We start from the raw sequence: 25551 nt of genomic DNA, 5'->3' as shown, positions 1-25551 counted from the left end.
GGGTGCCTCGACGGCGGTGTCAGCCCAGGTACTGCGCTGCCCACGGGTGCGGACAGCCTGGGCCTGTCCTGACGAGGGCGCCTCTGACGGTACTACGTGCGGTACTTGCCCCGGGCCACTGCCAGCCCGCTCGCGCCAGCTGGTACGAGCAGGGCCCCGTCAAGGCTGACCGGTCCGGGGACGGCGGCGTCGACCTGCACGGTGACGTGCCGCAGCCCGTGGTCGCCGTCCACGTCCACGGCCCCCTCGGACCGGGAGGTCTCATGGGCCTCGACGCCGGTCAGGACGACCCCCAGGGAGCGGGCCAGTGACCGGGACGCCTCCAGCAGCGTGGCGTCGTCGACCGGGGTCGGTACCACGGATGTCCACGTGCGCGCGGCCCGGGTGGCCGCCCACAGCACCCTGGGCAGGGAGCGCAAGGACCTGGCCTCGTGCAGCCTCATCTGCCACACCCCCGTGCGCGTGGCCAGCTCCAGGCGGGCCGGGCCGCGGACCTCGCAGACCACCACGCCGCGTAGGACCCTCAGCCCACGTCTGCCCTCCGGGCCGACCAGCGGCAGGATCCAGCCGCCGGGTCCGAGGACGTCCCGGACCTGTGAGACCACCGTGGCCACGTCCCCAGCGTGCAGGAACCGCTGGTCCCTGCCGCTCCCGCCACCCCCGACCCGGTAGAGCGCGCAGGAGCGCAGGAGCGTCGGGACCGCGGCCCCGTCCCCCGCCCCCTCCCGGGCCGCCCCCACGAGCAGGTAGGGTGCTGTGGGGCACGTGGTGACGACCGGGTGCTCACCTGTCATCTGGCTCCGACGGCGCTCCTCCTCCCGGGCGGCCAGGGCCTCCAGGAGCGCGGGCGTGCCCACGCGCAGGTGGAGCCAACCGTCCGGGTGAGGTTCCCAGCGCAGGTGCCCTGCCGGGCCCCCGGCCTCCGGGAGCCCGGTCTCCGGGTCCCCGGCCCCGGGGGACGCCAGCTCCGCCGCTTCTGCGCCTGCCACCTCGGTCCCCTGGTGCTCCGGCCTCATGGTTCCGGTCCGGGCGCCGGCTCCCGGGGCTGAGGCTGACTGGGGGCCGGCCCCCGGGATTGGGTCCGGCTGGGGGCCGGTGGACACGTCCAGCAGGACCGGGGAGGTGGGGCGCCCCAGGTACTCCACGGAGCGTGCCACCCGGCGCAGGACCCTCGGCGCGGCCCCGTCGGGCACCTCCCACGTCCAGCGCACGACGTCCTGGGGGCCGGTCCCCACCAGGACCCCGCGCTCAGGGGCCTTCTGCTGCCTCTCGCCAAAGCGGTCGGCACGGTCGACAATGCCCGTGGCGGTGCCGTCCGCGCGTACCTGTAGCTCGTTGTTCACCGGCACCCACCGCCCGAACCCCGTGTCCCGCAGCCCGACGGCGGGCCCCGTAATGAGCGGGGCGGGGGCGCTGAACAGCGCCTCCACCTCGGCCACGCCCTCACCGAGCCGGTGCGCGGCCCCCAGGAGGGCGGCCAGCACCCGGGCGGGGGCCGGTGGCCACTCGGCGTGGCCGTCGGCGTCGTGGGCGTTGAACTGGCCGGTGGGGAAGACCGCCGAGACCGTCAGGGCGGGCATCACTTGCCGCCGTCGACGAGGTTGAGGAGCTTGCCCAGAGGTGAGGTGGGGGACACAATGATCGTCGTCGTCTTCCCCGGCCACCCGGCCTCCCGGCCCAGCGTACGCACCAGCTTCCTGAGCTCGTCCGGGGCGGGCAGCTCCAGCGGCTCGGGGGCGGCGCCGTGCCTGGCCACCTGCGCGCGCGTGCCCGGCTCGACCACGCGCAGCTCGGCGCCCGCCCGCAGGTCCAGGTGGTGCTGCAGGGTGGTGTACAGGAGCAGGGTCAGGCAGACGACGAGTGTGCGGGCGAGCACCTCGTCCACCTGCTCGAACTGGAAGGACCGCAGGCCCGTCAGGGACAGGAAGGCGTGGCCCTCGATGGTGCGGTAGGTGAGGTCCGAGGGCATCTTGTCCTCATCCTCCGTCGGCGGCAGCGATCCCAGGCCGAGGACGGAGAGCCTCTTACCACCCACCTCGCCCCCGGCGCCCCCGAACACCCGGTCCACCCGGCCCGCCCTGCGCCGCCGTTCGGAGACTCCCAGCGCCATGATCTCGGAGGTGAACAGACGGGCGGAGCGGGACTGGGAGGGGTCCATGACGTAGTAGTCCAGGTCGTCACAGATGGCCTCCATGGCGTCGTCGTCGACCTTCTTGGTGCGCCCGGGCTTCTTGGCGGAGCTGTTTTTCCCAGGGTTGTCGCCTGCCTTCTGAGAACGAGAGCGCTTGGTGTGTGAGTGCCACCACCCGAAGGGGATCGCGGTGGGGAAGCCGGTCAGGAGAGCGTCGGCACTGTCCCGCGTGGCCTGCTGGATCCCCTTGAAGTTGATCCCTTTGGTCTCCAGCTCGCCCTTGAGCAGGCGCCAGGTGGCGTCCGCCTGGCGGTGGGAGAGCTCGGCGGAGGTGGTCAGGGTCCTGCCCTCCTCGTCGGTCACGATCACCAGCGGGTAGCCGATCTCGTCGGCCAGGAGATGGTGCGACGGCGTGCACCGGGTTGCCAGGAGAGCCTCACAGCGGGAGGCCTGGGAGCCCCAGGAGTCGATGGTCGCGGCCGTCTCTCCCGTGGCGGTGGTGAAGAGGCCGACCACCTCGCCGCCCTGGCGGATGGTCCCGGCGGGCGGGGTGACGGTGACGCCGGTGAGGGACTCGTAGACGGTGGTCAGGGTGATGCCCGCAACCGCCTCGTCGTGAATGAGGGACTCGATAAGTGGGCGGAAGTTCATAGGGTCTCCTTATTTGACGTGTGAGACGGTGGGCGCCACCGGCTGGGCAGGACCGGGCCGCCCGGGCCCCCCGGCGTGTCCGGGTGGGCGGTCCCCAGGGCGGTCACCCTCGTGCTGCCCCCCAGGGTCTGGACACGGGCGGTCCACCGGGGCCAGGGCAGGCCCGCGGGAGGGGACTCGTGCAGGTCCAGCAGGACCTCCAGGGGCAGCGGCACGGGGTTGAGGACCCAGCTCAGGGCGCTGACGCCGGGTCGCCCCGGGGCCGGGACGGAGCGCTGGCGGGGCAGGAGCAGGGTCTGCCCCACCCAGGCCAGGAGGTCAATGAGCGGGTGGACGGCACAGCGTTCCGAGCCACTGACCCCCCGGGGCCGGGCGAGCGTGGCGGAGAAACGCAGCCCGGGCTTGGCCAGGGCCACGTCCAGGACGCCGTAGCGCAGGTGCTCCAGGCTGCGTCGGGCCTTTCGGTAGGCGGTCTGCTCGTCCTTAGCCTCCAGGCAGGTCCAGGTGGCCCTGACGGTGCCGGGGGCGTGGCTGCGGCCGCTGAGCAGGGTCAGGGTCGAGGCGCCCACCTGGAGGTCCACCACCGTACCGGGCCGCTTGGCGGCACGGGAGACGTCGAGGACGGCCAACGGGTCCCGGTGGCCGTACAGGCCGGTGGCCGGTACCTGCTCCCAGGCCTGCTCGGTCAGGGGGTTGACGACGCTGCGGGCGGGCGTCGTCGTACTGACCCCCCGCAGGGGGCCGTGGTCCAGGTCCCAGGTGCGTCCCACCAGCCCCGCGGCGGCGGTCCCCGCCAGGTCCGCCCCGTCCCACCACAGCACGGGCACGTCCTGGTCGGTGAAGGACAGCCGGGCGCCGGGCAACAGGTCCACGAGCCCCCACACCGCCAGCACGTGCGCGGCCCGGCGCCCTGACAGCGCCCGCAGGGGGTAGGTGGTCTCAGCGCCCATGGTCCTGCTCCTCCCGGGAGACGTCCCAGTCCGCCAGCCGCAGCACGGTCTCGGCCAGGGCCAGGGTGTAGGGCCCGTAGCGGTCGTTGAGACGGTGGAAGCGCCGGGTCGCCTCGGCCCACAGCGGGTCGGCGGGGTCCTGGTGACGTGGCCCGACCCCGGGCGGGGTGAGCGGTCCCGGGCCGCGGAAGTAGCCGTGGTGGCTGAGGACCAGATGCAGGACGAGGTCGACGTCGTGGGCCCGGGCCCGGCCCTGCTCCAGCGCCACCCCCAGGAGCTCGGCGGAGAGCGCCTCGTGGCGCCACCTGGGCGGGACCCCGGCCAGGTCGCGTGAGCGGCGCCAGTACCGGTAGGGCAGCCCGGACCTGGCCACGGGCTCCGAGGGAGGCCGGTCCGGCGGCACCAGGTAGCCCTGCGCGTCTAGACCCATGGTCAAGGCGGCTTGCGTGCGCGGGTCGCGCTTGCCCTCGTCGTGCCAGGTCCCGGCCAGGACCAGGTCCGCGACCACCGCCGGGGGCAGGCCCATGGCCCGGGCCCAGGCCCCCGCACGGGCCCCGACGGCAGCCCCGTGCTCGCGCAGGTTGCGGCTCCGGCCCGGGACGGGCCCCGCGGTGGCAGGCGTCAGGGTCAGGCGGAGCCACGGCGTAGGTGTCTCCTCCCCCAGGACCTCTCTGCCCAGGACCGTCCCGGCAGGGGCGACCAGCTCCGCGCTGGCCTCCAGGAGCTCACCGTAGGGGTCCTGGGACCGCCTGGCGCCGGTACCCAGGTCGGTGAGCACCGAGGTAGCCGGGTCCTGGCCGGCGGCCATCGCCGTGAGCCGCTCCTGGGCGGCGCGCAGGCCCCGGTCCTCCGCCTTGAGCGGGACCACCTGCCCTGAGAGGTCGGTGGCGGCGTGGAGCGCCCCCAGGAGGGGTCCGGCGTACCCCGGGTCCAGGACCAGGACCTGGCCGGGGCGCAGGTCGGGGACGGCGGTGTGGTGGCTGACCGGCTCGGCGGCGGTGGGGTCCATGACGACGAGGCCGACGGGCTCCCCGCCCTGCCGGCGTAGGGACTCGTCCACCAGGGTGTGCGCCTGGTCTACGGACATGGTCCAGCCCTCGGCCCGGAGGTCCGGTGGCCACTGCCTCAGGTCGTCCAGGACCACCTCCGGGCGCACGCCCCACCGGAGCAGTCCCAGGCTGTCCCGGAACACCAGGGTCACGTCCCCGCGCTGGTCCTGCAGGGGGCGGATCCAGGGGGAGACCGGCTGGTCGTTGCGCGAGCCGAGGGTGCGCAGGTAGGCGCGCAGGCTCGCTGGGGGCAGCAGGACGGGCACCTGCTCGGGGACGGTGAGCTCCGCTCCGCCCCGTTCCAGGCCTCCCAGCAGCCCCGACAGCGTGGTGGCCCCTCGGACGGCCGTCCCCACCGCCGCTGCCGCCTCCCCGTGGATCGGGTCTACTTGAGTAGTACAGATCACATCCACTCCTCCGTCCGTCCGGTCTCCTACCCGGTTGACCCGTCCCAGGCGCTGGACGAGGGAGGGCGCCTGGCAGGTCTCGGTCATGAGGAAGGTGAAGTCCAGGTCCGCACCGACCTCCAGGGTGGAGGTGGCCACGACCACGACGGGGGCGGCCTCCGACCGCTGCGGGGAGCCGGTGCGGTAGGGGGCGAGCGCGTCCATGAGTGCGTCGGTGTGGCGTGTGGGCATGCCTCCTACGAGGACCTTGAGGGCGGGAGAGCCCGTGGTGCCGCAGACCCTGGTGACCTTACGGGCGACCACCTGCACGGTCCTGATCGTGTTGCAGAAGACGACCAGGGACTGCCCGGCCCCCAGTGTCCGCGCCCGCCGTGCGGCGAGGTCCGCCATGGTGACGGCGGACCCGCCCACGGCGTCGTGCACGTGCACCGGCGTGCCGGCCCGGGCCCGACGGCGCCGGGCCAGGCCGGGGTCGCGGGCCTCCTCCCGCTCCCAGTCGATGGTGAGCACCTCGTCGCCGGACGGTGGCCGGGGGGCGCCAGGGAGGCGGGGGGCGCCCGTCGCGCTCATGGCGATGACGCTCAGCGGGGGCACGGCACCGTCGAACCGGTCCTCGAGCCCAGCCACGTGCGACTCCATCAGGCGCAGGGTGGTGTACGCCTGGGTGGACAGGTGCGCCTCGTCCAGGACCCACAGGGAGTCGGTCCCGGTCAGGGCGGCGTCAATGCTCCGTCGGCGTGCGGAGAGCTGGTAGCCGCGGAACAGGAGCCGGGAGACGGTCATGTCCAGGGTGCCCAGGACAATGGTGGGGCACGCCGGGAAGCGGGTGTGCTCCGGGCGGTCCTCCAGGCCGCCACGGAGCCGCAGGACCTCCAGCGGGCTCCGGGAAGGCCCCACCCCGGTGCGCAGCGCCCCGGCCAGCCAGGAGACCGCCGGGGAGGTAGGGCTGGCGAGGCCGTCACGCAGGTGCCCGGCAGCGGTGAAGGCGGTATCGACGACGGCGCGGCGGTCCACCACCAGGTGCAGCCTCAGCCAGATCCGGCGGGTGCCCCCCTGCTCCCGGACCTGCTCCAGATCCGCGGCCAGGGCGTAGAGCCAGGCGGTCATGACCGCCAGGGTCTTCCCCATGCCGGTGGGGACCTCGATCACGGTCGGAGGGCGGCCCTCAAGCAGGCGCCGGGCGAGCCGGACCTGGTACTCCCGGGGCGCGTGACCGGTGAGCTCCCGGAAGACGGTGTCGAAGGACGGGCGCACAATCAGCCTCCAAGGCAGAAGTACACTGCACATTGAAAGTTACGATCCCCGATCCCTCGGGGCTGACGCAACCCTGACGAGGTTACGGCACACGGAAAGCCGCGATCTCCACGGTACCGCGGAGCAGCTCACATACTACACGCCACGCCCCTCTCCGCACCTTCCTCTGTTAAGTGACTTGAGTCATGAGAAGGAGGGGGTGTCGCCAACGAGTCAGAGACTGAGGACTGGACCAAACAGAGGATGGAGAGGCGACTAAAAGGCTAGTGGGGAGGTGACCAAACAGAGGACCCAGGCCCCGGGGTCGTACCATGGCGTACGTGAGGGAGTACCGGACCCGTCTGGTCGATCAGCAGCTGAGGCGGCTGCTGGCCTCGGTGCCGGCAGTGAGCGTCAACGGGGCCCGCGCCGTGGGCAAGACCCGCACCGCCCAGGCCGTCGCGGGCAGCTTCTTCCCCCTGGACGACCCGACGGACTGGGACCAGGTCGAGGCCCTGGACCGCCACTTCTCCGGCGTCCCGACCCCCGTCGTCCTGGACGAGTGGCAGCGCATGCCCAGGCTCTGGGACCGGGTACGCCGCGCCGTGGACCAGGACTACACCCCCGGCCGCTTCCTCCTGACCGGCTCCTCCACCCCCTCCCAGGCCCCCACCCACACCGGTGCAGGACGGATCGTCACCCTGCGGATGCGCCCCTTCTCCCTGGTCGAGCGTGGCCTGGAGACTGCTCCCACCGTCTCCCTGGCCGGGCTCCTGGCCTCCGACGCCGGGCAGGCGCGCCAGGAGGATCCGACGACCCCGGCAGCTGCGCTGCCACCGGTCTCAGGCCGTACCACGGTCACCATCGACCAGTACGTGGACGAGATCTGCCGTTCCGGCTTCCCCGCCATCCGGGAGCAGGACGCCTACGCGCGCGAGGAGCTCCTGGAAGGCTACATCGAGCAGACCGTCACCCGTGACCTGCGTGACGCCGGGGGCCTGAGCCGGCGGCCGCGGTCGGTCCGGGAGTGGATGACGGCCTACGCCAGCGCCGTCGCCACCACCACCACGTTCGCCGATATCAGCCAGCTGGCCAGCAGGCCCCTGGGCAGGCCGCTGGCGGCCGACACCGCCCGGGCCTACCGCGACCACCTGGCCGGCATGTGGATCCTGGACCTGGTGCCGGGGTGGAGCGCCAGCGAGAACGAGTTCTCCCGCGCGAACCTCCAGGGCAAGCACCAGCTCGTCGACCCCGCGCTCGCGGCCCGCCTCCTGGGACAGGGGCCCGCGGAGATCCTGGGCGTGAGGGGAGCGCGCGTGGTGACCCCTCCCGGGCAGCGGCGTCGGCCCCGGATGCTGGGCCCCCTGTTCGAGTCCCTGGTCACCCAGAGCGTCCAGGTCTACGCCTCCCTGCTCGGAGCGCGGGTCCACCACCTGCGGACCAAGGGCGGCGCGCACGAGGTGGACCTCATTGTCGAGGGGCGTGACCGGTGCGTGGTGGCGATCGAGGTCAAGGCCCACCCGTCGCCCCGACCGGGGGACACCCGCCACCTGCTGTGGCTGCGCGACCGGTTGGGTGCACGCCTGAGCGAGGCGGTGCTGGTGACCACCGGACGTGCCGCCTACCGCGACCGGGACGGCGTCGTGGTGGTCCCGGCGGCCCTCCTGGGGCCGTGAGGGGTCTCGGCCTTCCCCGCGGCCCGGGCCCGGCGCTCCGACGGCCGCGAGCAGCGCGCTGAGGGCAACGGCTTTCCCCGCGCCCCGCGGCCCGGGAAGACCGGCTGGGGTCAGTCCGCCCGGTCCTCGCGCCCCGGGCCTGCGTCCTGGTGCCCGGAGCCGGGTACCTCGCGCAGCGGCAGGCCGGCCTCGCGCACCAGGTCGGTCAGGACCCGGGCCAGGGCCTCGAACTCCTCGGCCCGGGAGGTGGAGATCCGGTGGACGAGGCCGATACGGCGGCTGGGTGCGGTGCCGCCCTCCTGACGGAACCGGGCGACGGCGTAGGTCGCGGAGTCCCCCAGCATCCTCAGGGCGCCCTCGGGCACCACGGTCACCCCGGATCCGTGGGCCACCATCTGCACCACGGTGGCCAGGGTGGCCGCCACGGCCACCGGCGGGTGGGAGCCGTAGTGCTGGCAGATGGCCAGGGTCTCCTGGCGCAGGCAGTTGGACTCGTCCAGGAGCAGGAGATTCTGGGCGTCGAGCTCGTTGGTGCGCAGGTCGGTGCGCCCCGCCCAGGGGTGGTCCGCGGGCACGAGGACCACCAGCGGCTCGTCGAACATGGGGACGGCGGCGGCCCGCTGCATGTCCACGTCAATGGCCAGGACGGCGGCGTCCAGGCGCCCCTGCTCCAGGAGGGTCAGGATGTCTCCGGTGGTCATCTCCCGCAGCTCGACCCGCAGCTCGGGCAGCAGCTCGGACAGGCCGTCGAGGACCACCGGGGCCAGGTAGGGGGCCAGGGTGGGGATCATGCCCAGGCGTATGGTGCCGACCAGGGAGGCGCCCTCGTTGGCGGCAGCCTGGCTGAAGCTCTCGGCCGCCAGGACGGCCTCGCGCGCGAACGGCAGGAGGGACTCCCCCAGGGGGGTGACCAGGACCTTGCGGGTGGTGCGTTCCACGAGCTCACCGCCCACGCGCCTCTCCAGGGTGTGGATCGCCTGGGAGAGGCTGGGCTGGCTGACGCCCAGGCTCGCCGCGGCCTCACCGAAGTGCTGATTGTCGCACAGTGCCACGAAGGCGCGCAGCTGCGAGAAGGAGGGCAGTGGGGTCGCGGCCATAGGCGTGGTCCTGTCATTAAGGGTGGGGTGTCGCGCCCGGCGGCGCTGTGGGATGGTTTTGACTATAGGTCACTCGAATGACACAGAGGGGGAGGCGGGTGACCGGGTCGCGATTCCGGTCAATGTCACAGTCACGTCACACCACCTGGGACGAGGAGGAAAGGGCCAGAGGTCCGGGGTGAGGGCCTGCCGGGGCCCGTGGACGGACGGGCGGCCGCTCCTGGGCACCGGTAGGCCCAGCCCGGGGCCGAGTGGCCGGACGCGCCCGGGTGCGGCTGGGCCGCTCGGGGCTCGCTGCCCGCCCCGGGGTGGCGGTGGGGACAGGCAAGGCGGCGGTGGGACGGCGGTGGGACGCGCGGGTGCGGCCGGGGCCCGGCGGCGGGAGTCGGGAGGATACCGAGCACCTGGGCGACGCGCCTGGTGCGTGGGTTCAGTATCGATTGAGCGCATTAGATGTACGAACGTAGTGTTCTCGTCCCAGGCCCCTGTGCGCAGCGCCCGGGTCCGGGTGACGCCGGGTGACGGGGAGGGCCGCCGGCGGATGAGATGTAGCCGAGCGAGTGCCAGGTGACGCCGGGTGACGGGGGAGGGCCGACCGTCGCCAGCGAGTCCGTCACCACGGGTCCGGTGACGCCGGGTGACGGGGGAGGACCGCCACGGCGGCGCCCGGCCTTCCCGGACCCGGCTGCCACCTGACTACGTCGATGTCGTGCGGGTCCTGGGGCAGGGTCGGGGCCCGGCTGCCACCGGCGTCCCCGGAGCGGACGTCGTCGGCCGGGTCCAGGGCGGGCAGGTCGGGGGCTGCCACCGGCGTCCTCGGGGCGGACCCGGGCTCGCCCACGGCCTCTCGTCCCAGGCCCTGGCGGCCCGCCGGGGTCCGTCGCCTCCCCGGGGAGCGGCGTCGGCTCGGTAGAGTGGAGGCATGATCGACCTGCGCGCACTGCGCGAGAACCCCGAGCTCTACCGCGCCAGCCAGCGGGCCCGCGGAGCCGACGTCTCCCTGGTGGACCGTCTTCTTGAGGCCGATGAGACGCGCCGTGCACGCCTGGCCGCCTTTGAGACCCTGCGTGCCGAGCAGAAGGCGGTCTCCCGCTCAGTGGGCAAGGCCTCGCCCGAGGAGCGCCCCGCCATCCTGGCCCGGGCCAAGGAGCTCGCGACCACGGTCAAGGAGGCGCAGATCCAGGCCGACGTCGCCGCCGCCGCCCTGGACGAGTACGCCCGCCGGTTCGCCAACCTCATCGAGGGGGCCCCTGCCGGCGGCGAGGAGGACTACGTCGTCCTGCGCCACGAGGGCCCCGCGCCCCGCGACTTCACCGCCGAGGGCTTCACCCCGGCCGACCACCTGGCCCTGGGCGAGAACCTGGACATTATCGACACCCGTCGCGGCGCCAAGGTCTCCGGGGCCCGCTTCTACTACCTCAAGGGCTGGGGCATGCGCCTGGAGCTCGCCCTCATGACGGCGGCCCTGGAGGCGGCGGTGGCCCACGGCTTCACCCCCATGACCACCCCCACCCTGGTGACCCCGCAGGTCATGGACGGCACCGGGTTCCTAGGCGCCCACAGCGACGAGATCTACTACCTGCCCACCGACGACCTCTACCTCACCGGCACCTCCGAGGTGGCCCTGGCCGGCTACCACGCCGACGAGATCCTCGACCTGTCCGCCGGTCCGCGTCGCTACCTGGGCTGGTCCACCTGCTACCGGCGCGAGGCGGGCGCCGCCGGCAGGGACACCCGCGGCATTATCCGCGTCCACCAGTTCAACAAGGCGGAGATGTTCTCCTACTGCCGTCCCGAGGACGCCGCCGAGGAGCACGCCTACCTCCTGGCCCTGGAGGAGGAGATGCTGGCCCTGGTGGGCCTGCCCTACCGCGTTATCGACACCGCCGCCGGGGACCTGGGCTCCTCGGCCGCCCGCAAGTTCGACTGCGAGGCCTGGCTGCCCACCCAGGAGCGCTGGATGGAGGTCACCTCCACCTCCAACTGCACCACCTACCAGGCCCGTCGCCTGGGTATCCGCGAGCGCCGGGAGAACGGCACCAGCCCCGTGGCCACCCTCAACGGGACCCTGGCCACCACCCGGTGGATCGTCGCCGTCCTGGAGAACAACCAGAACCCGGACGGCTCGGTCACCGTGCCGCCGGGCCTGCGCCCCTACCTCGGTGGCCTTGAGGTCATTACCGCCTGATCCCCATGGTCCCCCCCACGCTCTCCCCAGGTCCCGACGCCGGCGACGTCGCCGACGCGCCCGGCCCCACCGCCGGCTCCCCTGACCCGAGCTCCCCCGCCCCGGGCGCGGGCCCCGACTCCGGGGGCCCCCGCGGCGGGTCGGGTGCCGAGGCCCCTGCCGGGGTGCGCCCTCACGCACCCGACGAGGGCCCTACCGCCCCTGACCCGGCGGCCCTGCCCGTGGGCGTGCCCGCCACGGCACCGGGCAGCGGCGCGGTGGCGCCCGTGGTGGCCCCTGAGACCGGGGGCGCGCCGGGCAGCAGGCCGGAGGGCGGGAGCCCGGCGCGGCCCTCCCCCCTGCGCCCGCTGGGTCACGAGGCCTACCACGCCGTCGTCCAGGACCGGATGGCCGACCTCGAGGCCGTCCTGGCGTCCCGCGCCACCGCCCCGGCCCCGCCGTCCGCGGACCCCCTGGCCCCTGACGAGGGCCTGCTGGTGGCCCTGGACGTGGACGGCACCATCCTGTCCATGGACGGACGGGTCTCGGAGCGGGTCATGGCCTCGGTGGCCCGGCTGCGCTCCTACGGCGCCCAGATCGTGATCGCCACCGGGCGCAGCGTGGAGGCGGCCCTGCCGGTGGCCCGCCACGTGGGGCTGACCACGGGGTGGATGGTGTGCGCCAACGGGGCGCTGACCCTGCGCCTGGACCCGGAGGCGCCGCGCGGCTACGAGGTCGTCACGGTGCGTACCTTTGACCCCGCCCACGCCATTGACGCCCTCCTCGGCGCCGTGCCCGACGGGATCGTCGCCGTGGAGAGGGCGGACGGCGCCTTCTGCGTCTCCTCCCCCTTCCCTCCCGGGGAGCTCATTGAGGACTACCGGGTCGTGCCCGTGGAGGAGCTGCGCTCCCAGGAGGTCACCCGCGTGGTGCTGCGCGCCCCGGGCATGCCCCTGGACCGTTTCACCGCCCTGGTGCGGGAGTGCGGGCTGCACTCCGTGGAGTACGCCATCGGGTGGACCGCCTGGCTGGACGTGGCGCCGCCGGGGGTCACCAAGGCCTCGGCCCTGGACGACCTCGCCGTGCGCCTGGGTACCGGCCCGCAGCGGGCGATCGCGGTGGGGGACGGTAGCAACGACACAGAGATGCTGGTCTGGGCCGGGGTGGGGGTCGCCATGGGAAGTGCCCCCCAGTGGGTCCGTGACCTGGCCGACGTCACCACCGAGCCCGTGTGGCGCGACGGTGCCGCGGCCGTCCTGGACGCCGTCGTCGAGCGAGTGAGGAAGCAGTGATGAGCACGCACACCCCTGCCCGGTCCGTCCGGGCCGTCGTCTCCGCCCTGGTCCTGGCCCTGGTCGGCCTGGGGGTGAGCGCCTGCTCCCCCGGCTCACCCGACTCGGACGCCTGCGCGGACTTCAAGGCCTACACGGCGGCCTCCACGACCTCCGCCTCCGGCGGCGTGCCCGCCGTGACCATCGCCTCCTCCCTGCAGGGGGACGAGGCCGCGCGCCTGGAGGCGTCCCTGGCCAACTTCGAGGCCTGCACCGGGATCGACGTGGTCCACTCCTCCTCGCCCTCCCTGGAGTCGGATCTCATGACGGGCTCCAGGCCGGACCTGGCCATTGTGCCTCAGACCGGCCTGGTGAGGTCGCTGGCCGCCTCCGGGGCGCTGGAGGCCCTGCCCGACTCCGTCAACGCCAATATCGAGCTCGGCTGGGACCGTTCCTGGGTGCAGGCGGGCAGCCAGGGGGGCGTCAACTACGCGGCCCCGATCATGGCCTCGGTGAAGTCCTTTGTGTGGTTCTCCCCCGCGGCCTTCAGCAGGGCCGGCTACAAGGTGCCGGGTACCTGGAAGGAGCTGGTCGCCCTGACCCAGAGGATCGCCACCGACCACTCCGCCGCCGGTGCCACGCCCGGCGCTTCGTCCAGTGCCACGCCCAGCGCCTCGCCCCAGCCCGCGCCCGGTACCGAGGCGCCCCAGGACGGGACGCAGGGTGCCCGGGGCAGCGGGGTGACCCCCTGGTGCCTGGGGATCGCCGACGGCAAGGCCACCGGCTGGCCCGCCACCGACTGGCTGGAGTCCGCCCTGCTCATGACCCGGGGCACGGGGGCCTACGACGCCTGGGCCACCCACGAGGTGCCCCTGGACAACGCCGACGCCGTGGCCGCCCTGGACCTGGTCGGGGACCTGGTCCTGGCTGACGGCCGGGTGGCCGGCGGGCGCCAGGCAACCCGGGTCACCACGGTGGACAAGGCCCTCAAGGACCTGGTGGACGGCAGGTGCCTCATGATGCTGGGATCCTCCTCCCTGGAGAACTACCTCCCGGAGGGGACCGTGGTGACCGACGTCGAGGGGCGCAACGGCACCGTGGTGACCGCGACCGCCACCTCGACGGGGTCGGCTACCAGGGCGACGCCGTCGGCCAGCGCCCCGGCCCTGGTGGACACGAACAACCAGGTCTCCGCCTTCCTCCTGCCCGACGACGAGCACTCCGGGGCCACGATCGTGGGCTCGGACTCCCTGGTGTCCTTTGTCGGCTCCCCCGCCGACCCCAAGGTCAAGGAGATGCTCATGGACTACCTCACCACCACCTCCTGGGCCCAGGAGCGCGTGGCCCTGGGGGGGATGGCCACCGCCAACAAGAACGTGGACGTCTCCTCGGTGAAGTCGGACGTGGCGCGCAGGGCCTCCCAGATCCTGCAGTCCCGTGAGTCGGTCATCCGCCTGGACGCCTCCGACACCATGCCCCCCGAGGTCGGCGAGGAGGCCCTGTGGTCGGCCATGACCCAGTGGACCACCGGTGAGACGAGCTCCAAGGAGGCCCTGACGCAGGCCGAGGAGGCCTGGCCGTCCCCCCACTAACGGCCGCCGGGCCACCGGCGTCCCCTCACGCAGCTCCGGCACGGACCGTGGGGCGCTCCCGGGCCCTGCCAGCGGCCGCCCGGGTGCGCCCCGGTCCTGCCCGGGGCCGCTGGCCGGCGGGCAGGTGTCCGCGGGCGGGGCGCCAGTGGCGCTCCCGTGGCCCCTGGTCGCGGCCGGTACACGCCCCTGGTCAGGGGTGTTCGCAAGGGGTAGGCTGATTCGTGATCCCGGCTACACCAACGGGCCGGGCTGGCACACTGGTCGAGGAGGACTCCATGGGACTGGGATGGTTCGGCGCCCCCGAGCACACCCGTTGGCTGGCGGCCGAGACGCACGCGCTCCTGGCCTACGCGCGGGCGGCACGGGTGCCCTCAGGCTTCGGCTGGATCGGCCAGGACGGGGTGGTGGACCGTGACCACCCGGTGGAGCTGTGGATCACCGGGCGCATGACCTTCGCCTTCTCCCTGGGCGCCCTCCTGGGGATCCCCGGCTGCCGCCGCTACGCCGACCACGGCGTGCGCGCCCTGCGTACGGCCATGCGGGACACCGACCACGGGGGCTGGTACTCCGCCGTGGGCCACCAGGTGGACGCCTCCGGGCGCGCCACCCCGGTGGATCCCCTGGCCCGCAAGGAGTGCTACCAGCACGCCTTCGTCATGCTGGCCGCCGCCACCGCCGCCGCCGCGGACCGCCCCGGGGCCACCGAGCTGCTGGGCGACGTCATTGAGGTCGTCAACCGGTACTGGTGGGACGAGGCCCACGGCATGCCCGTGGAGTCCTACGCGGCCGACTTCACCGACCCCGAGGACTACCGCGGTATCAACGCCGCCATGCACACCGTGGAGGCCTACCTGGCCGTGGCCGACGTCACCGGGGACACCCTGTGGCTGAGGCGCGCCCTGCGCATGGTCGACTTCGCCGTCAACCGCCAGGCCCGGGCCCACGACTGGCGCCTGCCCGAGCACTACACCCCCGCCTGGCGGCCCCGCCTGGACTACAACGAGGACGCCCCCGCCCACCCGTTCCGCCCCTACGGCGCCACCCCCGGCCACGGCCTGGAGTGGGCGCGCCTGACCGTCCAGGCCCGTGCCGGCCTCATCGGGCGCGGCATGAGCGCCCCGGACTGGATGCTGCCCGCCGCCGAGGAGCTCTTCGAGCGGGCCCGTACCGACGCCTGGCGGGTCGACGGCGGCCCCGGCTTCGTCTACACCACGGACTTCGAGGGCACCCCGGTCGTCCACGAGCGCATGCACTGGGTGGTCTGCGAGGGCGTCTGCGCCGCCGCCGCCCTGCGCCGGGCCCTCCTGGACGACGGGCACGGCGAGATCGAGGTGGAGCACTACGAGCACTGCTACCGCTCCTGGATCGACTACGCCGAGGAGTACCTCATAAGCGCCCCGGGCGTGTGGACCCACGAGCTCGACCAGGCCAACCGCCCCTCCACCCGGACCTGGGCCGGTCACCCGGACGTCTACCACGCCCTCCAGGCCACCCTCGTCCCCCGCCTGCCGGTGTGGCCGGCCGCCGGGCAGGCCATTGCCGAGGGGCGCCTGGACGACCCGGTCTCGCCGATCCCCGTCACCGCCCAGCGGGCCCGACGCCGCGGCCTGTTCCGTTAAGGACCGGGGGCCGGTGGCGCGAGCCGGCCCGGCGTCGTGTAGGGTGGGGGCCGCCTGCCGGTAGGCCCTGACGGGCTCCGCCCAGGCATGGAGAGGTGACAGAGTGGCCGAATGTGGCGGTCTTGAAAACCGCTGTACGTCTGACGTACCGGGGGTTCGAATCCCTTCCTCTCCGCGGCTTGCCTTTACCGTCCGCGGACGGTAGGCTGCCCCTGCCCGCCAGCGCCCGGTGTGCGGGTGAGGAGATGTCGCATAGTGGCCTAGTGCGCCTTCCTGCTAAGAAGGTTGGGGTGGTAAGCCCCTCGGGAGTTCGAATCTCCCCATCTCCGCCAGTCCGCGCGGTCCGATCCAGAGATCCTGGTAAGAGGGCCGCGTGCAGCACGTACGGGCGGGTACGGCACCCGCTCCTGGTGCCGCTGCTACCGGGCCTGGTTAGCCCGTACACGCCATTGCGGCTGCCTCACACCGGTGTGCCCGGAGTACACCTCCGCACACCTGGGCGTACTCACCAGCATTATGCGAAAAATCACATCTATGGTGTCTACCATAAGAACACCGCAGCGTTCCTGCAAGGGTCTGGTTAGGCTCTGGGATGGGCGTTCCGTCCACTGTTCCGGGTCTGCGTCGTTCCCAGCGGCGCGGACCGCCCCCTTGAGGAAGAAGTACCACGTGAGTATCAGCCGCCCAAGAACACGCCGCGCGCTCGCACTGAGCGTAGCGGTACTGACCCTAGGAGCCCTCGCGGCCCCTACCGTGGCCGCCACCCCGCAGCAGGCCCCGGATCCCTCCAGCAAGATCACCTGGACCCTGACCCTGCCTGACGGGTCCACCGCCGAGAACGTCCCCGACCGCTGGTTCGTCGAGCTCGCCTCGCCCTCCCAGGCGGCGGGCGGCAGCTCCGCCACCATCTCCGCCGAGCAGGACGCCCTGGTCAAGGCCATGGACGACGCCGACATCGACGCCTCGGTCACCACCAGGTACGGCGAGCTGTGGAACGGCGTGGCCGTGAGCGTCGAGGACTCCAAGGTGGAGAAGCTGGCAGCCCTGGACCAGGTGGTGTCGGTCTCACCGGTCGCCGTGGTCCCCGCGCCCCAGGACACCGACGCGGACTCGGCCCTGACCCAGGCCGAGCGTGACGAGGGGGTCACCTCCCCCCAGATGCTCCACGCCAAGTCCCTGACCGGCGCGGACGTCGCCCAGTCCCAGCTGGGCTTCACCGGCAAGGACGTCAAGATCGGCATTATCGACACCGGTGTGGACTACGACCACGTCGAGTTCGGCGGCAGCGGCACCCCCGGCACCGAGGCGCCCGGTGGCGACGGCTCCACCAGCTTCCCCAACGCCAAGGTGACCGGCGGCTACGACTTCGTGGGCAACGCCTTCGGTGACCGCAGCCTGCCCGCCGACCAGCGCTTCGCCACCCATCCGGACGACTACCCCGACGACTGCAACGGCCACGGCACGCACGTGGCCGGTATCGCCGCCGCCAAGGGCGACCCGGCCGCGGGCCAGATCGTCGGCGTCGCCCCCGACGCGACCATCTCCGCCTACCGTGTCTTCGGCTGCACGGGCTCCACCAGCTCGGAGGTCCTGGCCGCCGCCATGGCGCGCGCCGCCAGCGACGGCATGGACGTGGTCAATATGTCCATCGGCGCGGACTTCATGGTCTTCGCCAGCTACCCGACCGCCGTGTCCGCCGACGCGCTGGCCGCCAAGGGCGTCATTACCGTCGTCTCCCAGGGCAACGCCGGCACCGCGGGCCGCTGGTCCATGGGGGCGCCCGCCTCCGCCAGGAACGTCATCGCGGTCGGCTCCATTGACAACGTCACCGAGCACAACTACTACCTGACGGTCTCCACCAACGCGGGCCAGCACTTCGCCTACTCCCCGTCCTCCGGTACCACCTCCCCGGTGGTGCGCGACGACAACACCTCCTACCCGCTGGTGGCCGCCGGCGCGGTGGACTCCGCCGAGGCCCTGATGTGCCAGCCCGTGGCCTCGGGCACCTTCACGGGCAAGGCCGTGATCGTCCGCCGGGGTGACTGCAACTTCCACACCAAGGTCCGCAACGCCCAGGACGCCGGCGCCTCGGCGGTGCTCCTGGAGAACAACACCGACGGCACGGTCAACGCCAACGTGGCCGGTGACACAAAGATCACCATCCCCGTGGCCACTATCACCAAGGCCGACGGTGAGGCCATCCGCGCCGCCCTGGCGGCCAGCTCCACGCTGACCTTCTCCCAGGACTCCACCGACTTCCCCCTGGCCACCGCCGGCCGGATCTCGGACTTCTCCTCCTGGGGCCTGAACGACCAGCTGGCCATGAAGCCCGACGTCGTCGCCCCCGGCGGGCGCATCTGGTCCACCTGGCCGCTGGACCACGGCGGCCCCTACAAGACCCTTGACGGCACCTCCATGGCCTCCCCGCACACCGCGGGCGCCGTCGCCCTGCTGCTTCAGGCCCACCCGGAGATCAAGGCGATCGGCAGCGCCGAGGCCACCACCGCCGTGGCCTGGCGCCTCCACTCCACCGCCACGCCGCTGGTGTGGTCCCAGGCCGGTGGGGACAACAGCCTGCTGGAGCCCCTGGCCCGCCAGGGCGCCGGCCGGCTCAATATCGACAGGGCCATCCTGGCCACCATGGAGACCACCCCCTCGGTCATGAACCTGGGCCAGTCCGCGGACGGGCCGGTGACCACCACGCTCACCCTGCGCAACCACGGTAGCGACCAGGTGGCCTACGACCTGTCCCACGTGGACGCCGTGACCGTGACCGGCCCCTCCGCCACGCCGACGCGGGGCACCACCAGCCCCGCCACGGTCTCCACCGACGGCAGCAAGGTGACCGTCCCCGCGGGCGGCACGGCCAGTATCGACGTCACCGTCACGGCCCCCGAGGGCATTACCGACGGGGACTTCTACGGCGGCTGGATCACCCTGACCCAGGCCGACGGCAAGGTCGCGCGCATCCCCTTCCAGGGCGTGGGCGGCAACCTCGGCTCCGCCGACGTGCTCGGCGGCAGCTCGGGCATGAGCCCCTACGTGTCCAACCGGACGGCCCAGGCGGTGGACGCCTCCTACGTCTTCGGCAACTCCGCGATCGACGACGAGGGCATGTACGAGGATCCCGCCTTCGTGGTCTACAAGGTGGACATCCCCGTCTACAAGGCGGTCCTGGAGGTCACCCCGGTCAAGGCCGACGGCACCCTGGGAGAGCCGCTGGGCTACACCATGGCGGACCTGCTCAGCGGCGCGGGCGGCAACGGGAACGGTGCCACCGTGCCGCAGATCTCGACCGTCAAGACCGAGGACGTCGGCCGCGGTGACCTGACCTACATCGCCTGGGACGGCTCCTACGTCAACAGCTCCCTGAAGAAGGCCCAGGCCCCCACCGGCTCCTACCAGCTCAAGCTCTTCGTCCTGCCCGTGGGCGAGGACGGCAACCAGCTTGACGACTGGGCGACCTGGACCTCCCAGACGGTGTCGATCGACTGGAAGACCGACGGCTACCTGCCCCAGGGCCAGCTCACCGTGACCACCCCCGAGGGGACCCAGGCGGCCGCCAGTGACGACGACGTGTTCACCTCCGCCGCGGCGAGCTCCACGACCTCGTCCTACACGGTGGACCTGGGGGCCCTGCACGACGTCAGCAAGCTCCAGTACACGCCGGACCAGTCCTCTGCGCAGACCCAGGCGACCTCGCTGACCGCCTTCGTCTCCGAGGACGGCCAGAGCTGGACCCAGGTGGGCAGCGCCACCGGTATCAACGTGGACAAGAAGGAGGACGGCACCACCACGACCAACCTCGACCCGACGATCCTGACCCTGGACCAGGTGACCCGGGCCCGGTACGTGCGGTTCGACCTGGTCAACGAGCAGGACGGTGCCACCGCCCTGTCCGTGGCCGAGCTGCGGGTGGCGGGCACCCTGGCCCCGGGCGAGACCCCGCCGCCCACCCACGCCCCGGCGGACCCCACTGACGGGCCGGGCGACGGCGGGAACAGTGGTGCTGGTGGTGCTGCCAGCCCAGGTGCCGCGGGTGGTAGCGGAGGCGGCAGCCTGCCGCTGACGGGTGTCTCACTGGGGATCGGCGTCCTCGCGGTCGCGCTGGTCGCCGGTGGGGTGCTCCTGGTGCGTAGCCGCCGCCGCGCCTGAGGCCGGGGTGCCTGAGGCCTGGGTGCCTGAGGCCGCCCGCCCCGCCTGGGGCCTGGGACCCTTTCGCGGGTCCTGGGTCCCAGGCGGGGCGGCGCCCGGGCCGACCGGCGGCCCGCGCTCAGCGCCCTGACCAGCACGAGCCCCTTGTGCCGAGATTCACGTTCTCCGGATTTGTCGCATCCGGGGCGGGACACTAAAGTAACTGCCTGTCGGAAACGACACCGCGCCAGTAGCTCAATGGATAGAGCATCTGACTACGGATCAGAAGGTTGGGGGTTCGAGTCCCTTCTGGCGCACCGCGCCCCGTGCCCGGCTCCCACCACCCCGGCCACGGGGCGCTTGCCATACCTGCTCAGCCTCAGCAGGCTCCCCGCTCCAGGTCCCCCAGTTCGTGGACACGGTCGGTAAATACTCCGGTGACTCCCCATTCAAACAGTTCCTCCGCGCGCCGACGCGAGTTCACGGTCCACACGTTGACCCCGTACCCCAGGGAGCGGATCTCCTCCACCCTCCCGCGCTCCAGACCCGCGTCGGCCGGGTTGACGGCCTCCACGCCGAGTATCTCCGCGTAGGAGCGCCAGTCGTCCAGGAGCAGCCCCCGCTCGACCAGCAGGGCCCGGCGCGTGAGCGGGCGCCGGGCACCCATGCGGTCCAGGAGGACGGGGTTGAAGGAGGAGACCAGGACCTCGCAGCCGGGGAAGGCCTGGGCGTGCGCGTCCAGGAGCTCCGCGACGCCGTCGACCAGCCACCGGCAGGCCGTCGCCCCGGCCTGGCAGGACTTGAGCTCGACATTGACGCCCACCCCCCGTGCCCCCAGGAGCTCCAGGGCCTGGGCGAGCGTGGGCAGGGGCTCGCCCGCGAAGGGGCTGGGGGAGGCTGGTACCGGGGTGAGCGGTACCGGGGTGGGTGAGTTCGGGACCCGGGGCGGCACCGGGGCGGGCGGGGCCTGGCCCTCGGCTGTCCGCCCGGTGAGGGTGGACGCCGCCGGAGCGTGGAACCACGACCCGGCGTCAATGGTGGGGAGGTCGGCCGCCGTGAGGCCGTAGTACGGGCCCGTGCGGTTGGTCGTGCGGTCCAGCCGGGAGTCGTGGATGACGATAATGGTGCCGTCGCTAATGACGTCCACGTCCAGCTCCACCCAGCGCGCTCCGTGGTCGGCGGCCAGGCGGTAGGCCGCCAGCGTGTTCTCCGGGGCCAGGGCGCTGGCGCCGCGGTGCGCCAGGACGGTGCGGGTACCCGGGGGGACCGGGACCGGGGGACCCGTGGGCGCGAAGGCCGCAGGACTCCCGGCGGTGGAGCGGGGAGGTCGGGCGGGGCCGTGGGGAGGTCGGGCGGGCGGCAGGCCTGCCGGGGGCTGCTGGCTGGTGCCTGAGGGGCGGGCCGGAAACGCCGGGCCGGTCGGGGCAGCCGGGGTGGCCGGGGGCGCCAGGACGGTGCGGGCGGCCGAGGCGGCCGAGGTGGCTGAGGCGGCCGGTGTGGCCGGGGACGCGCCGGTGGCTGGCCGGTCAGCGGGGTCGGTGGAGGTGGTCATGGGACGATTCTGGACCTGGAGGGCGTGGCCCGCCCCGTTGGCCTAACCGGTTCGAGCCGCGCAGACACAAAGTAGGCGCTGCTCATGACACAGCCGGGGCTGAGACGTTGGTCAGGGCGCCCGTCGCCCCAGAATGCCAATAGATAATATGATTATCTGAATAATTTATCGATCATATGCTGCTCCAGCTCCTCCCCGTGTCGCAATCTGAGGATCAGAACGAGGGGCACCCTTGGCCCTGTCGAGGCTTGAGCTCCTGACCTGCGTGGACATTAGGTGTACAGAGGCCGGTGCGGGGTGGGGTCGGTTCTGATCCTCAGATTGCGCCAAAACCGGGTGTCAGCCCCGCCCGGACCCTGAATAGATCGCATGGCGCGGGGCGGCACAGGGGCGGAGGTACGCGGTCCTGGTGCGGCTGGTCGCTGAGGGGACTGCAGACGGCGCCGGACCTGCGTGGGTGGCTTGCTTGGCGACGGCGCTGGGCGGGCACAGGCGTGCGGGGGAGCGGCGCGGGCGTGGGCCTGCGGGGTCGGTCGGTGAAGCGGGCGTGCAGGGGAGCGGCGCGGACACGGGCGTGGTGGGCCGTGGGAGGATGGGGCTATGGCACCGGACACCGCCCACCGTAATGGCCCCGCCGCGATGACGCGCCCCACCTCCCACGCAGCCCCGGCGGCGTCTGAGGCCGCCCCGCTCGGCGCCACCTCGCCCGCCCCGTCCCGCCCCGGTGCCGCGTCTGCTCCGACGTCGTCGCCTGCGGCACAGGCCGCTCCCGCTACGAGCGGGCCAGCGGCCTCCGACGCGCCCGGGACGACGGGCCCCACCGCCATGACACCCGACAGCCCGGCCTCCACGCCCTCGGCTCCCGAGGCGCCCGACGCCGGCCCCCGTACGGAGTTCCGCTCGGCCTACGCCCAGGGCTTCGCGCGTGTGGCTGCAGTCACCCTCCCGGTGGTCCCGGCCGACCCGGCCGCCAACGCCGCCGCCGTCCTCGCCCAGGCCCGGGCCCTGTCCGACGACGGCGTCTGCCTGGCCGCCTTCCCCGAGCTGTGCCTGACCGGCTACGCCATTGACGACCTCCTGCTCTCCGACGTCCTGCTGGACCAGGTGCTGGCCGCCGTCGAGACCCTCCGTGCCGCCAGCGCCGACCTCCTGCCCGCCCTCGTCGTGGGCGCCCCCCTGCGTCTGGCCGACCGCCTCTACAACTGCGCGCTCGTCATCCAGGGCGGGGTGGTGCGCGGCGTCGCCCCCAAGTCCTACCTGCCCACCTACCGCGAGTTCTACGAGAGGCGGCACTTCGCCCCCGGCGACACCATTGCCGGCGGGGCGGTGGTGATCGAGCTGCCCGGCGTGGGCGACCCCGACGCCGTCTTCCCCGCGGGCGCGGCCCGGGCCCCCTTCGGCCCCAACCTCCTGTTCGAGGTCGAGGACGTGCCCGGCCTGACCTTCCACGTGGAGGTCTGCGAGGACATGTGGGTCCCGGTGCCCCCTTCGGCCCTGGCCGCCCTGGCCGGGGCGAGCGTCCTGGTCAACGTCTCCGGCTCGCCCATTACCGTGGGGCGGGCCGAGGACCGTGAGCTGCTGGCCCGCTCCTCCTCGGCCCGCGGCCTGGCCGCCTACGTCTACGCCGCCGCCGGTCAGGGGGAGTCCTCCACGGACCTGGCCTGGGACGGCCAGACCTTCGTCTACGAGAACGGCGTCCTGCTGGGGGCCACCGAGCGCTTCCCCGACGGGCCGCGAGCCACCGTGGTGGACGTGGACGTCGAGGGCCTGCGCGCCGAGCGCCTGCGCCAGGGCACCTTCACCGACAACGCCGCCACCTTCGCCCTGTCCGGCCGCCAGGGCCCGGGCGCCGTGGCCCCCACCACCTTCACCGACCCCGGCGGCTTCAACCACGTCGTCATCCCCCGTGACGGCCTCACCGTCCCGCGCACGGACATCGGCCTGCGCAGGCGCGTGGACCGCTTCCCCTTCGTCCCCGACGACCCGGCCCGCCTGGCCCAGGACTGCTACGAGGCCTACAACATCCAGGTGGCCGCCCTGGTCCAGCGCCTGGGCGCCATCGGCGACCCCAAGGTGGTCATCGGGGTCAGCGGCGGGCTGGACTCCACCCACGCCCTCATTGTGGCCGCCCGCGCCATGGACCGCCTGGGCCGCCCCCGCTCCGACATCCAGGCGATCACCATGCCCGGGTTCGCCACCAGCCCCGGCACGCGCCGTAACGCCGAGGACCTGGCCCGCGGCCTGGGCTGCGGCTTCGAGGAGCTGGACATCCGCCCCACGGCCACCCGGATGCTGGCCGAGATGGGCCACCCCTACGGCGCCTTCGCCGCCACCGGCTCCCTGCCCGAGGGGATGAGTGAGCGCGACCTCTACGACGTCACCTTCGAGAACGTCCAGGCCGGCCTGCGCACCGACTTCCTCTTCCGCATCGCGGGCCACCGCGGCGGCATTGTGCTGGGCACGGGGGACCTGTCCGAGCTGGCCCTGGGCTGGTGCACCTTCGGCGTGGGCGACCAGATGGCCCACTACGGCGTCAACGCGGGCGTCCCCAAGACCCTCATCCAGCACCTCATCCGCTGGGTGGTGGCCGAGGAGCTGTTCGACGACGCCGTCGGGCGCACCCTGCTGGCCATCCTGGACACCGAGATCAGTCCTGAGCTCGTCCCCGCGGGGGCCGACGGCGTCATCCAGTCCACGCAGGCCAGGATCGGCCCCTACGCCCTGCAGGACTTCACCCTGTGGCACGTGCTGCGCCGCGGGAGCCGCCCCAGCCGCATCGCCTTCCTGGCCGAGAGGGCCTGGTCGGACGCGGGTGCGGGCGACTGGCCCCCGGGCCTGCCCGAGGCCGAGAAGGTCGCCTACCAGCTGCCGGAGATCCGCCGCTGGCTGAAGCTGTTCCACCGCCGCTTCTTCGCCAACCAGTTCAAGCGCTCCACCCTGCCCAATGGGCCCAAGGTGGTGGCCGGCGGCTCCCTGTCCCCGCGCGGGGACTGGCGCATGCCCTCCGACGCCGCGGCCACGGCGTGGCTGGCGGAGCTGGAGCGCAACGTGCCCCGCTCCTGAGCCCCACGCGCTACGACCACGGAGGAGAGCCATGCCCCGCCTGCTTGCCACCGACCTGGACGGCACCCTCGTCTTCCGCCACGGGGCCGACCGGGACGACGCCCGTGCCCTGGCCACCTGGCGCGCGGGCGGGGACCTGTTGGCCCTGGCCACGGGGCGCTCGGTGGGCCTGGTGCGCCGCGCCGTCGACGCCGTCACGGCATCAACCGGTGTCACCCTGGGCTACGACTACGTCGTCTGCGCCTCGGGGACCACGGTGCTCGACGGCGCCGGGCGGGTCCTGCGCACCCGCGCCCTGGAGCCCGGGCAGGTGGCGGCCGTGGCCGAGCTGGTCATGGGGCGCGGTGACACGGCCCTGTTCGCCTCGACCCTGGACAGGGACCTGGTGCTCCACGACCCCACGGGCTTCGGGGACGACCCGCGCGTCTACGCCGACCACTTCAGCGCCGCCACCCTGGCGGTGGCCCTGGAGGCGTCGGTGGTGGCCCTGCCCGTCTACGTGCCCGACCCGGACCTCGCCGACGCCCTGGCCGCCCGCATTGAGGCCGAGCTGGGGCTCGCCGCCCCCCGCTCCACCAACTTCATTGACGTCGTCGCGCCCGGGGAGTCCAAGGCGGTCGGGCTGCGCCGCCTGATTGAGCACCTGTCCGGGCGGGGGACCCCGGTCAGTGAGACGATCGCCCTGGGGGACTCCTGGAACGACCTGCCCCTCTTCGAGGCCTGTGACCGCTCCTTCGCCATGGCCCACGCCCCCCGGCAGGTGCGCCAGGGCGCTACCGACGTGGCTGCCTCGGTGGCCCAGGCCCTGGAGGGGCTCGGGGGCCGGCCGACCGCCCCGCCTACGCGCTGAGCAGGGCTAGCTAGCCGTCCCGCCCGCGCGCTGAGCAGGACCGGCCGGTGTGGAGCCGGTGGTGGGGACAGCGCGACACGGCGGCCCCTGGCACCCCGGCGCGCAAGAG

General features: G+C 73.2%; 15 protein-coding genes and 3 tRNA genes. 11 read left to right on the top strand and 7 right to left on the bottom strand.

Annotated elements, in window-relative coordinates; all coding sequences use genetic code 11:
- Window positions 1-92: 92 nt before the first annotated feature.
- Genes csb2 through cas3u form a run of 4 tightly spaced genes read right to left on the bottom strand, consistent with a single transcriptional unit; the run spans window position 93 to window position 6442 of the window.
- A complete protein-coding gene (gene csb2, locus JJJ15_RS06285; protein WP_200511816.1) occupies window positions 93-1580 on the bottom strand; it encodes a type I-U CRISPR-associated protein Csb2 in 1488 nt (495 codons plus the stop codon).
- Window positions 1580-2782: a type I-U CRISPR-associated RAMP protein Csb1/Cas7u gene (cas7u, locus tag JJJ15_RS06280; RefSeq protein ID WP_200511815.1), complete on the bottom strand. Its 1203-nt coding sequence runs from the start codon at window positions 2780-2782 to the stop codon at window positions 1580-1582. Before cas7u ends, csb2 begins: the two co-directional genes overlap by 1 nt.
- Window positions 2779-3732 carry a hypothetical protein gene (locus tag JJJ15_RS06275; protein WP_200511814.1) on the bottom strand — a complete coding sequence of 318 codons (954 nt, stop codon included), beginning with the start codon at window positions 3730-3732 and terminating at the stop codon, window positions 2779-2781. Before JJJ15_RS06275 ends, cas7u begins: the two co-directional genes overlap by 4 nt.
- Complete coding sequence (cas3u, locus tag JJJ15_RS06270; protein WP_246742195.1) at window positions 3722-6442, bottom strand: type I-U CRISPR-associated helicase/endonuclease Cas3; 2721 nt, start codon at window positions 6440-6442, stop codon at window positions 3722-3724. Before cas3u ends, JJJ15_RS06275 begins: the two co-directional genes overlap by 11 nt.
- A gap of 320 nt (window positions 6443-6762) precedes the next feature.
- Between cas3u and JJJ15_RS06265 the strand changes: the two genes are divergently transcribed.
- Window positions 6763-8097 (top strand): AAA family ATPase, encoded by a 1335-nt coding sequence (locus JJJ15_RS06265; protein WP_200511812.1) that lies wholly within the window; start codon window positions 6763-6765, stop codon window positions 8095-8097.
- A 110-nt stretch (window positions 8098-8207) separates the two neighbouring features.
- Here JJJ15_RS06265 and JJJ15_RS06260 read toward each other — a convergent pair whose 3' ends face one another.
- Complete coding sequence (locus JJJ15_RS06260) at window positions 8208-9194, bottom strand: hydrogen peroxide-inducible genes activator (RefSeq protein ID WP_200511811.1); 987 nt, start codon at window positions 9192-9194, stop codon at window positions 8208-8210.
- A 613-nt stretch (window positions 9195-9807) separates the two neighbouring features.
- The gene (locus tag JJJ15_RS06255; protein WP_200511810.1) at window positions 9808-10002 is read right to left on the bottom strand and encodes a hypothetical protein; all 195 of its coding nucleotides are present in this window, start codon (window positions 10000-10002) and stop codon (window positions 9808-9810) included.
- Between the two features lie 114 nt (window positions 10003-10116).
- Here JJJ15_RS06255 and serS point away from each other — a divergent pair, with 114 nt between their 5' ends.
- From serS to JJJ15_RS06215, 8 genes are all read left to right on the top strand, one after another.
- Window positions 10117-11382 carry a serine--tRNA ligase gene (serS, locus tag JJJ15_RS06250; RefSeq protein ID WP_200511809.1) on the top strand — a complete coding sequence of 422 codons (1266 nt, stop codon included), beginning with the start codon at window positions 10117-10119 and terminating at the stop codon, window positions 11380-11382.
- A gap of 5 nt (window positions 11383-11387) precedes the next feature.
- Entirely contained in the window at window positions 11388-12653 is a 1266-nt protein-coding gene (locus tag JJJ15_RS06245; RefSeq protein WP_200511808.1) for an HAD family hydrolase, read from the top strand.
- Window positions 12653-14224, top strand: coding sequence for an ABC transporter substrate-binding protein (locus JJJ15_RS06240; RefSeq protein ID WP_200511807.1), 1572 nt, complete (start codon window positions 12653-12655; stop codon window positions 14222-14224). Before JJJ15_RS06245 ends, JJJ15_RS06240 begins: the two co-directional genes overlap by 1 nt.
- Window positions 14225-14499: 275 nt before the next feature.
- Window positions 14500-15843, top strand: coding sequence for an AGE family epimerase/isomerase (locus JJJ15_RS06235; protein WP_200511806.1), 1344 nt, complete (start codon window positions 14500-14502; stop codon window positions 15841-15843).
- 89 nt (window positions 15844-15932) lie between these two features.
- Window positions 15933-16018: transfer RNA gene (locus tag JJJ15_RS06230), tRNA-Ser, on the top strand.
- Between the two features lie 66 nt (window positions 16019-16084).
- Window positions 16085-16175, top strand: a tRNA-Ser gene (locus JJJ15_RS06225).
- A gap of 337 nt (window positions 16176-16512) precedes the next feature.
- Entirely contained in the window at window positions 16513-19998 is a 3486-nt protein-coding gene (locus JJJ15_RS06220; RefSeq protein ID WP_246742194.1) for a S8 family serine peptidase, read from the top strand.
- Between the two features lie 223 nt (window positions 19999-20221).
- Window positions 20222-20294 (top strand) — tRNA-Arg (locus JJJ15_RS06215).
- Window positions 20295-20356: 62 nt separating this feature from the next.
- Here JJJ15_RS06215 and JJJ15_RS06210 read toward each other — a convergent pair.
- The gene (locus tag JJJ15_RS06210; protein WP_246742245.1) at window positions 20357-21220 is read right to left on the bottom strand and encodes a glycerophosphodiester phosphodiesterase family protein; all 864 of its coding nucleotides are present in this window, start codon (window positions 21218-21220) and stop codon (window positions 20357-20359) included.
- 909 nt (window positions 21221-22129) lie between these two features.
- Between JJJ15_RS06210 and JJJ15_RS06205 the strand changes: the two genes are divergently transcribed.
- Both JJJ15_RS06205 and JJJ15_RS06200 read left to right on the top strand, forming a co-directional pair.
- Window positions 22130-24592 (top strand): NAD(+) synthase, encoded by a 2463-nt coding sequence (locus tag JJJ15_RS06205; RefSeq protein ID WP_246742193.1) that lies wholly within the window; start codon window positions 22130-22132, stop codon window positions 24590-24592.
- A 31-nt stretch (window positions 24593-24623) separates the two neighbouring features.
- Window positions 24624-25442: an HAD family hydrolase gene (locus tag JJJ15_RS06200; RefSeq protein WP_200511803.1), complete on the top strand. Its 819-nt coding sequence runs from the start codon at window positions 24624-24626 to the stop codon at window positions 25440-25442.
- Window positions 25443-25551 lie beyond the last annotated feature (109 nt).

Origin of the sequence: Actinomyces sp. HMT897, from assembly GCF_016626125.1 — a bacterium.
GTDB lineage: Bacteria > Actinomycetota > Actinomycetes > Actinomycetales > Actinomycetaceae > Actinomyces.
Note: the sequence above shows the minus strand (reverse complement) of the source record. Positions and strands in the feature narration are given on the sequence as shown.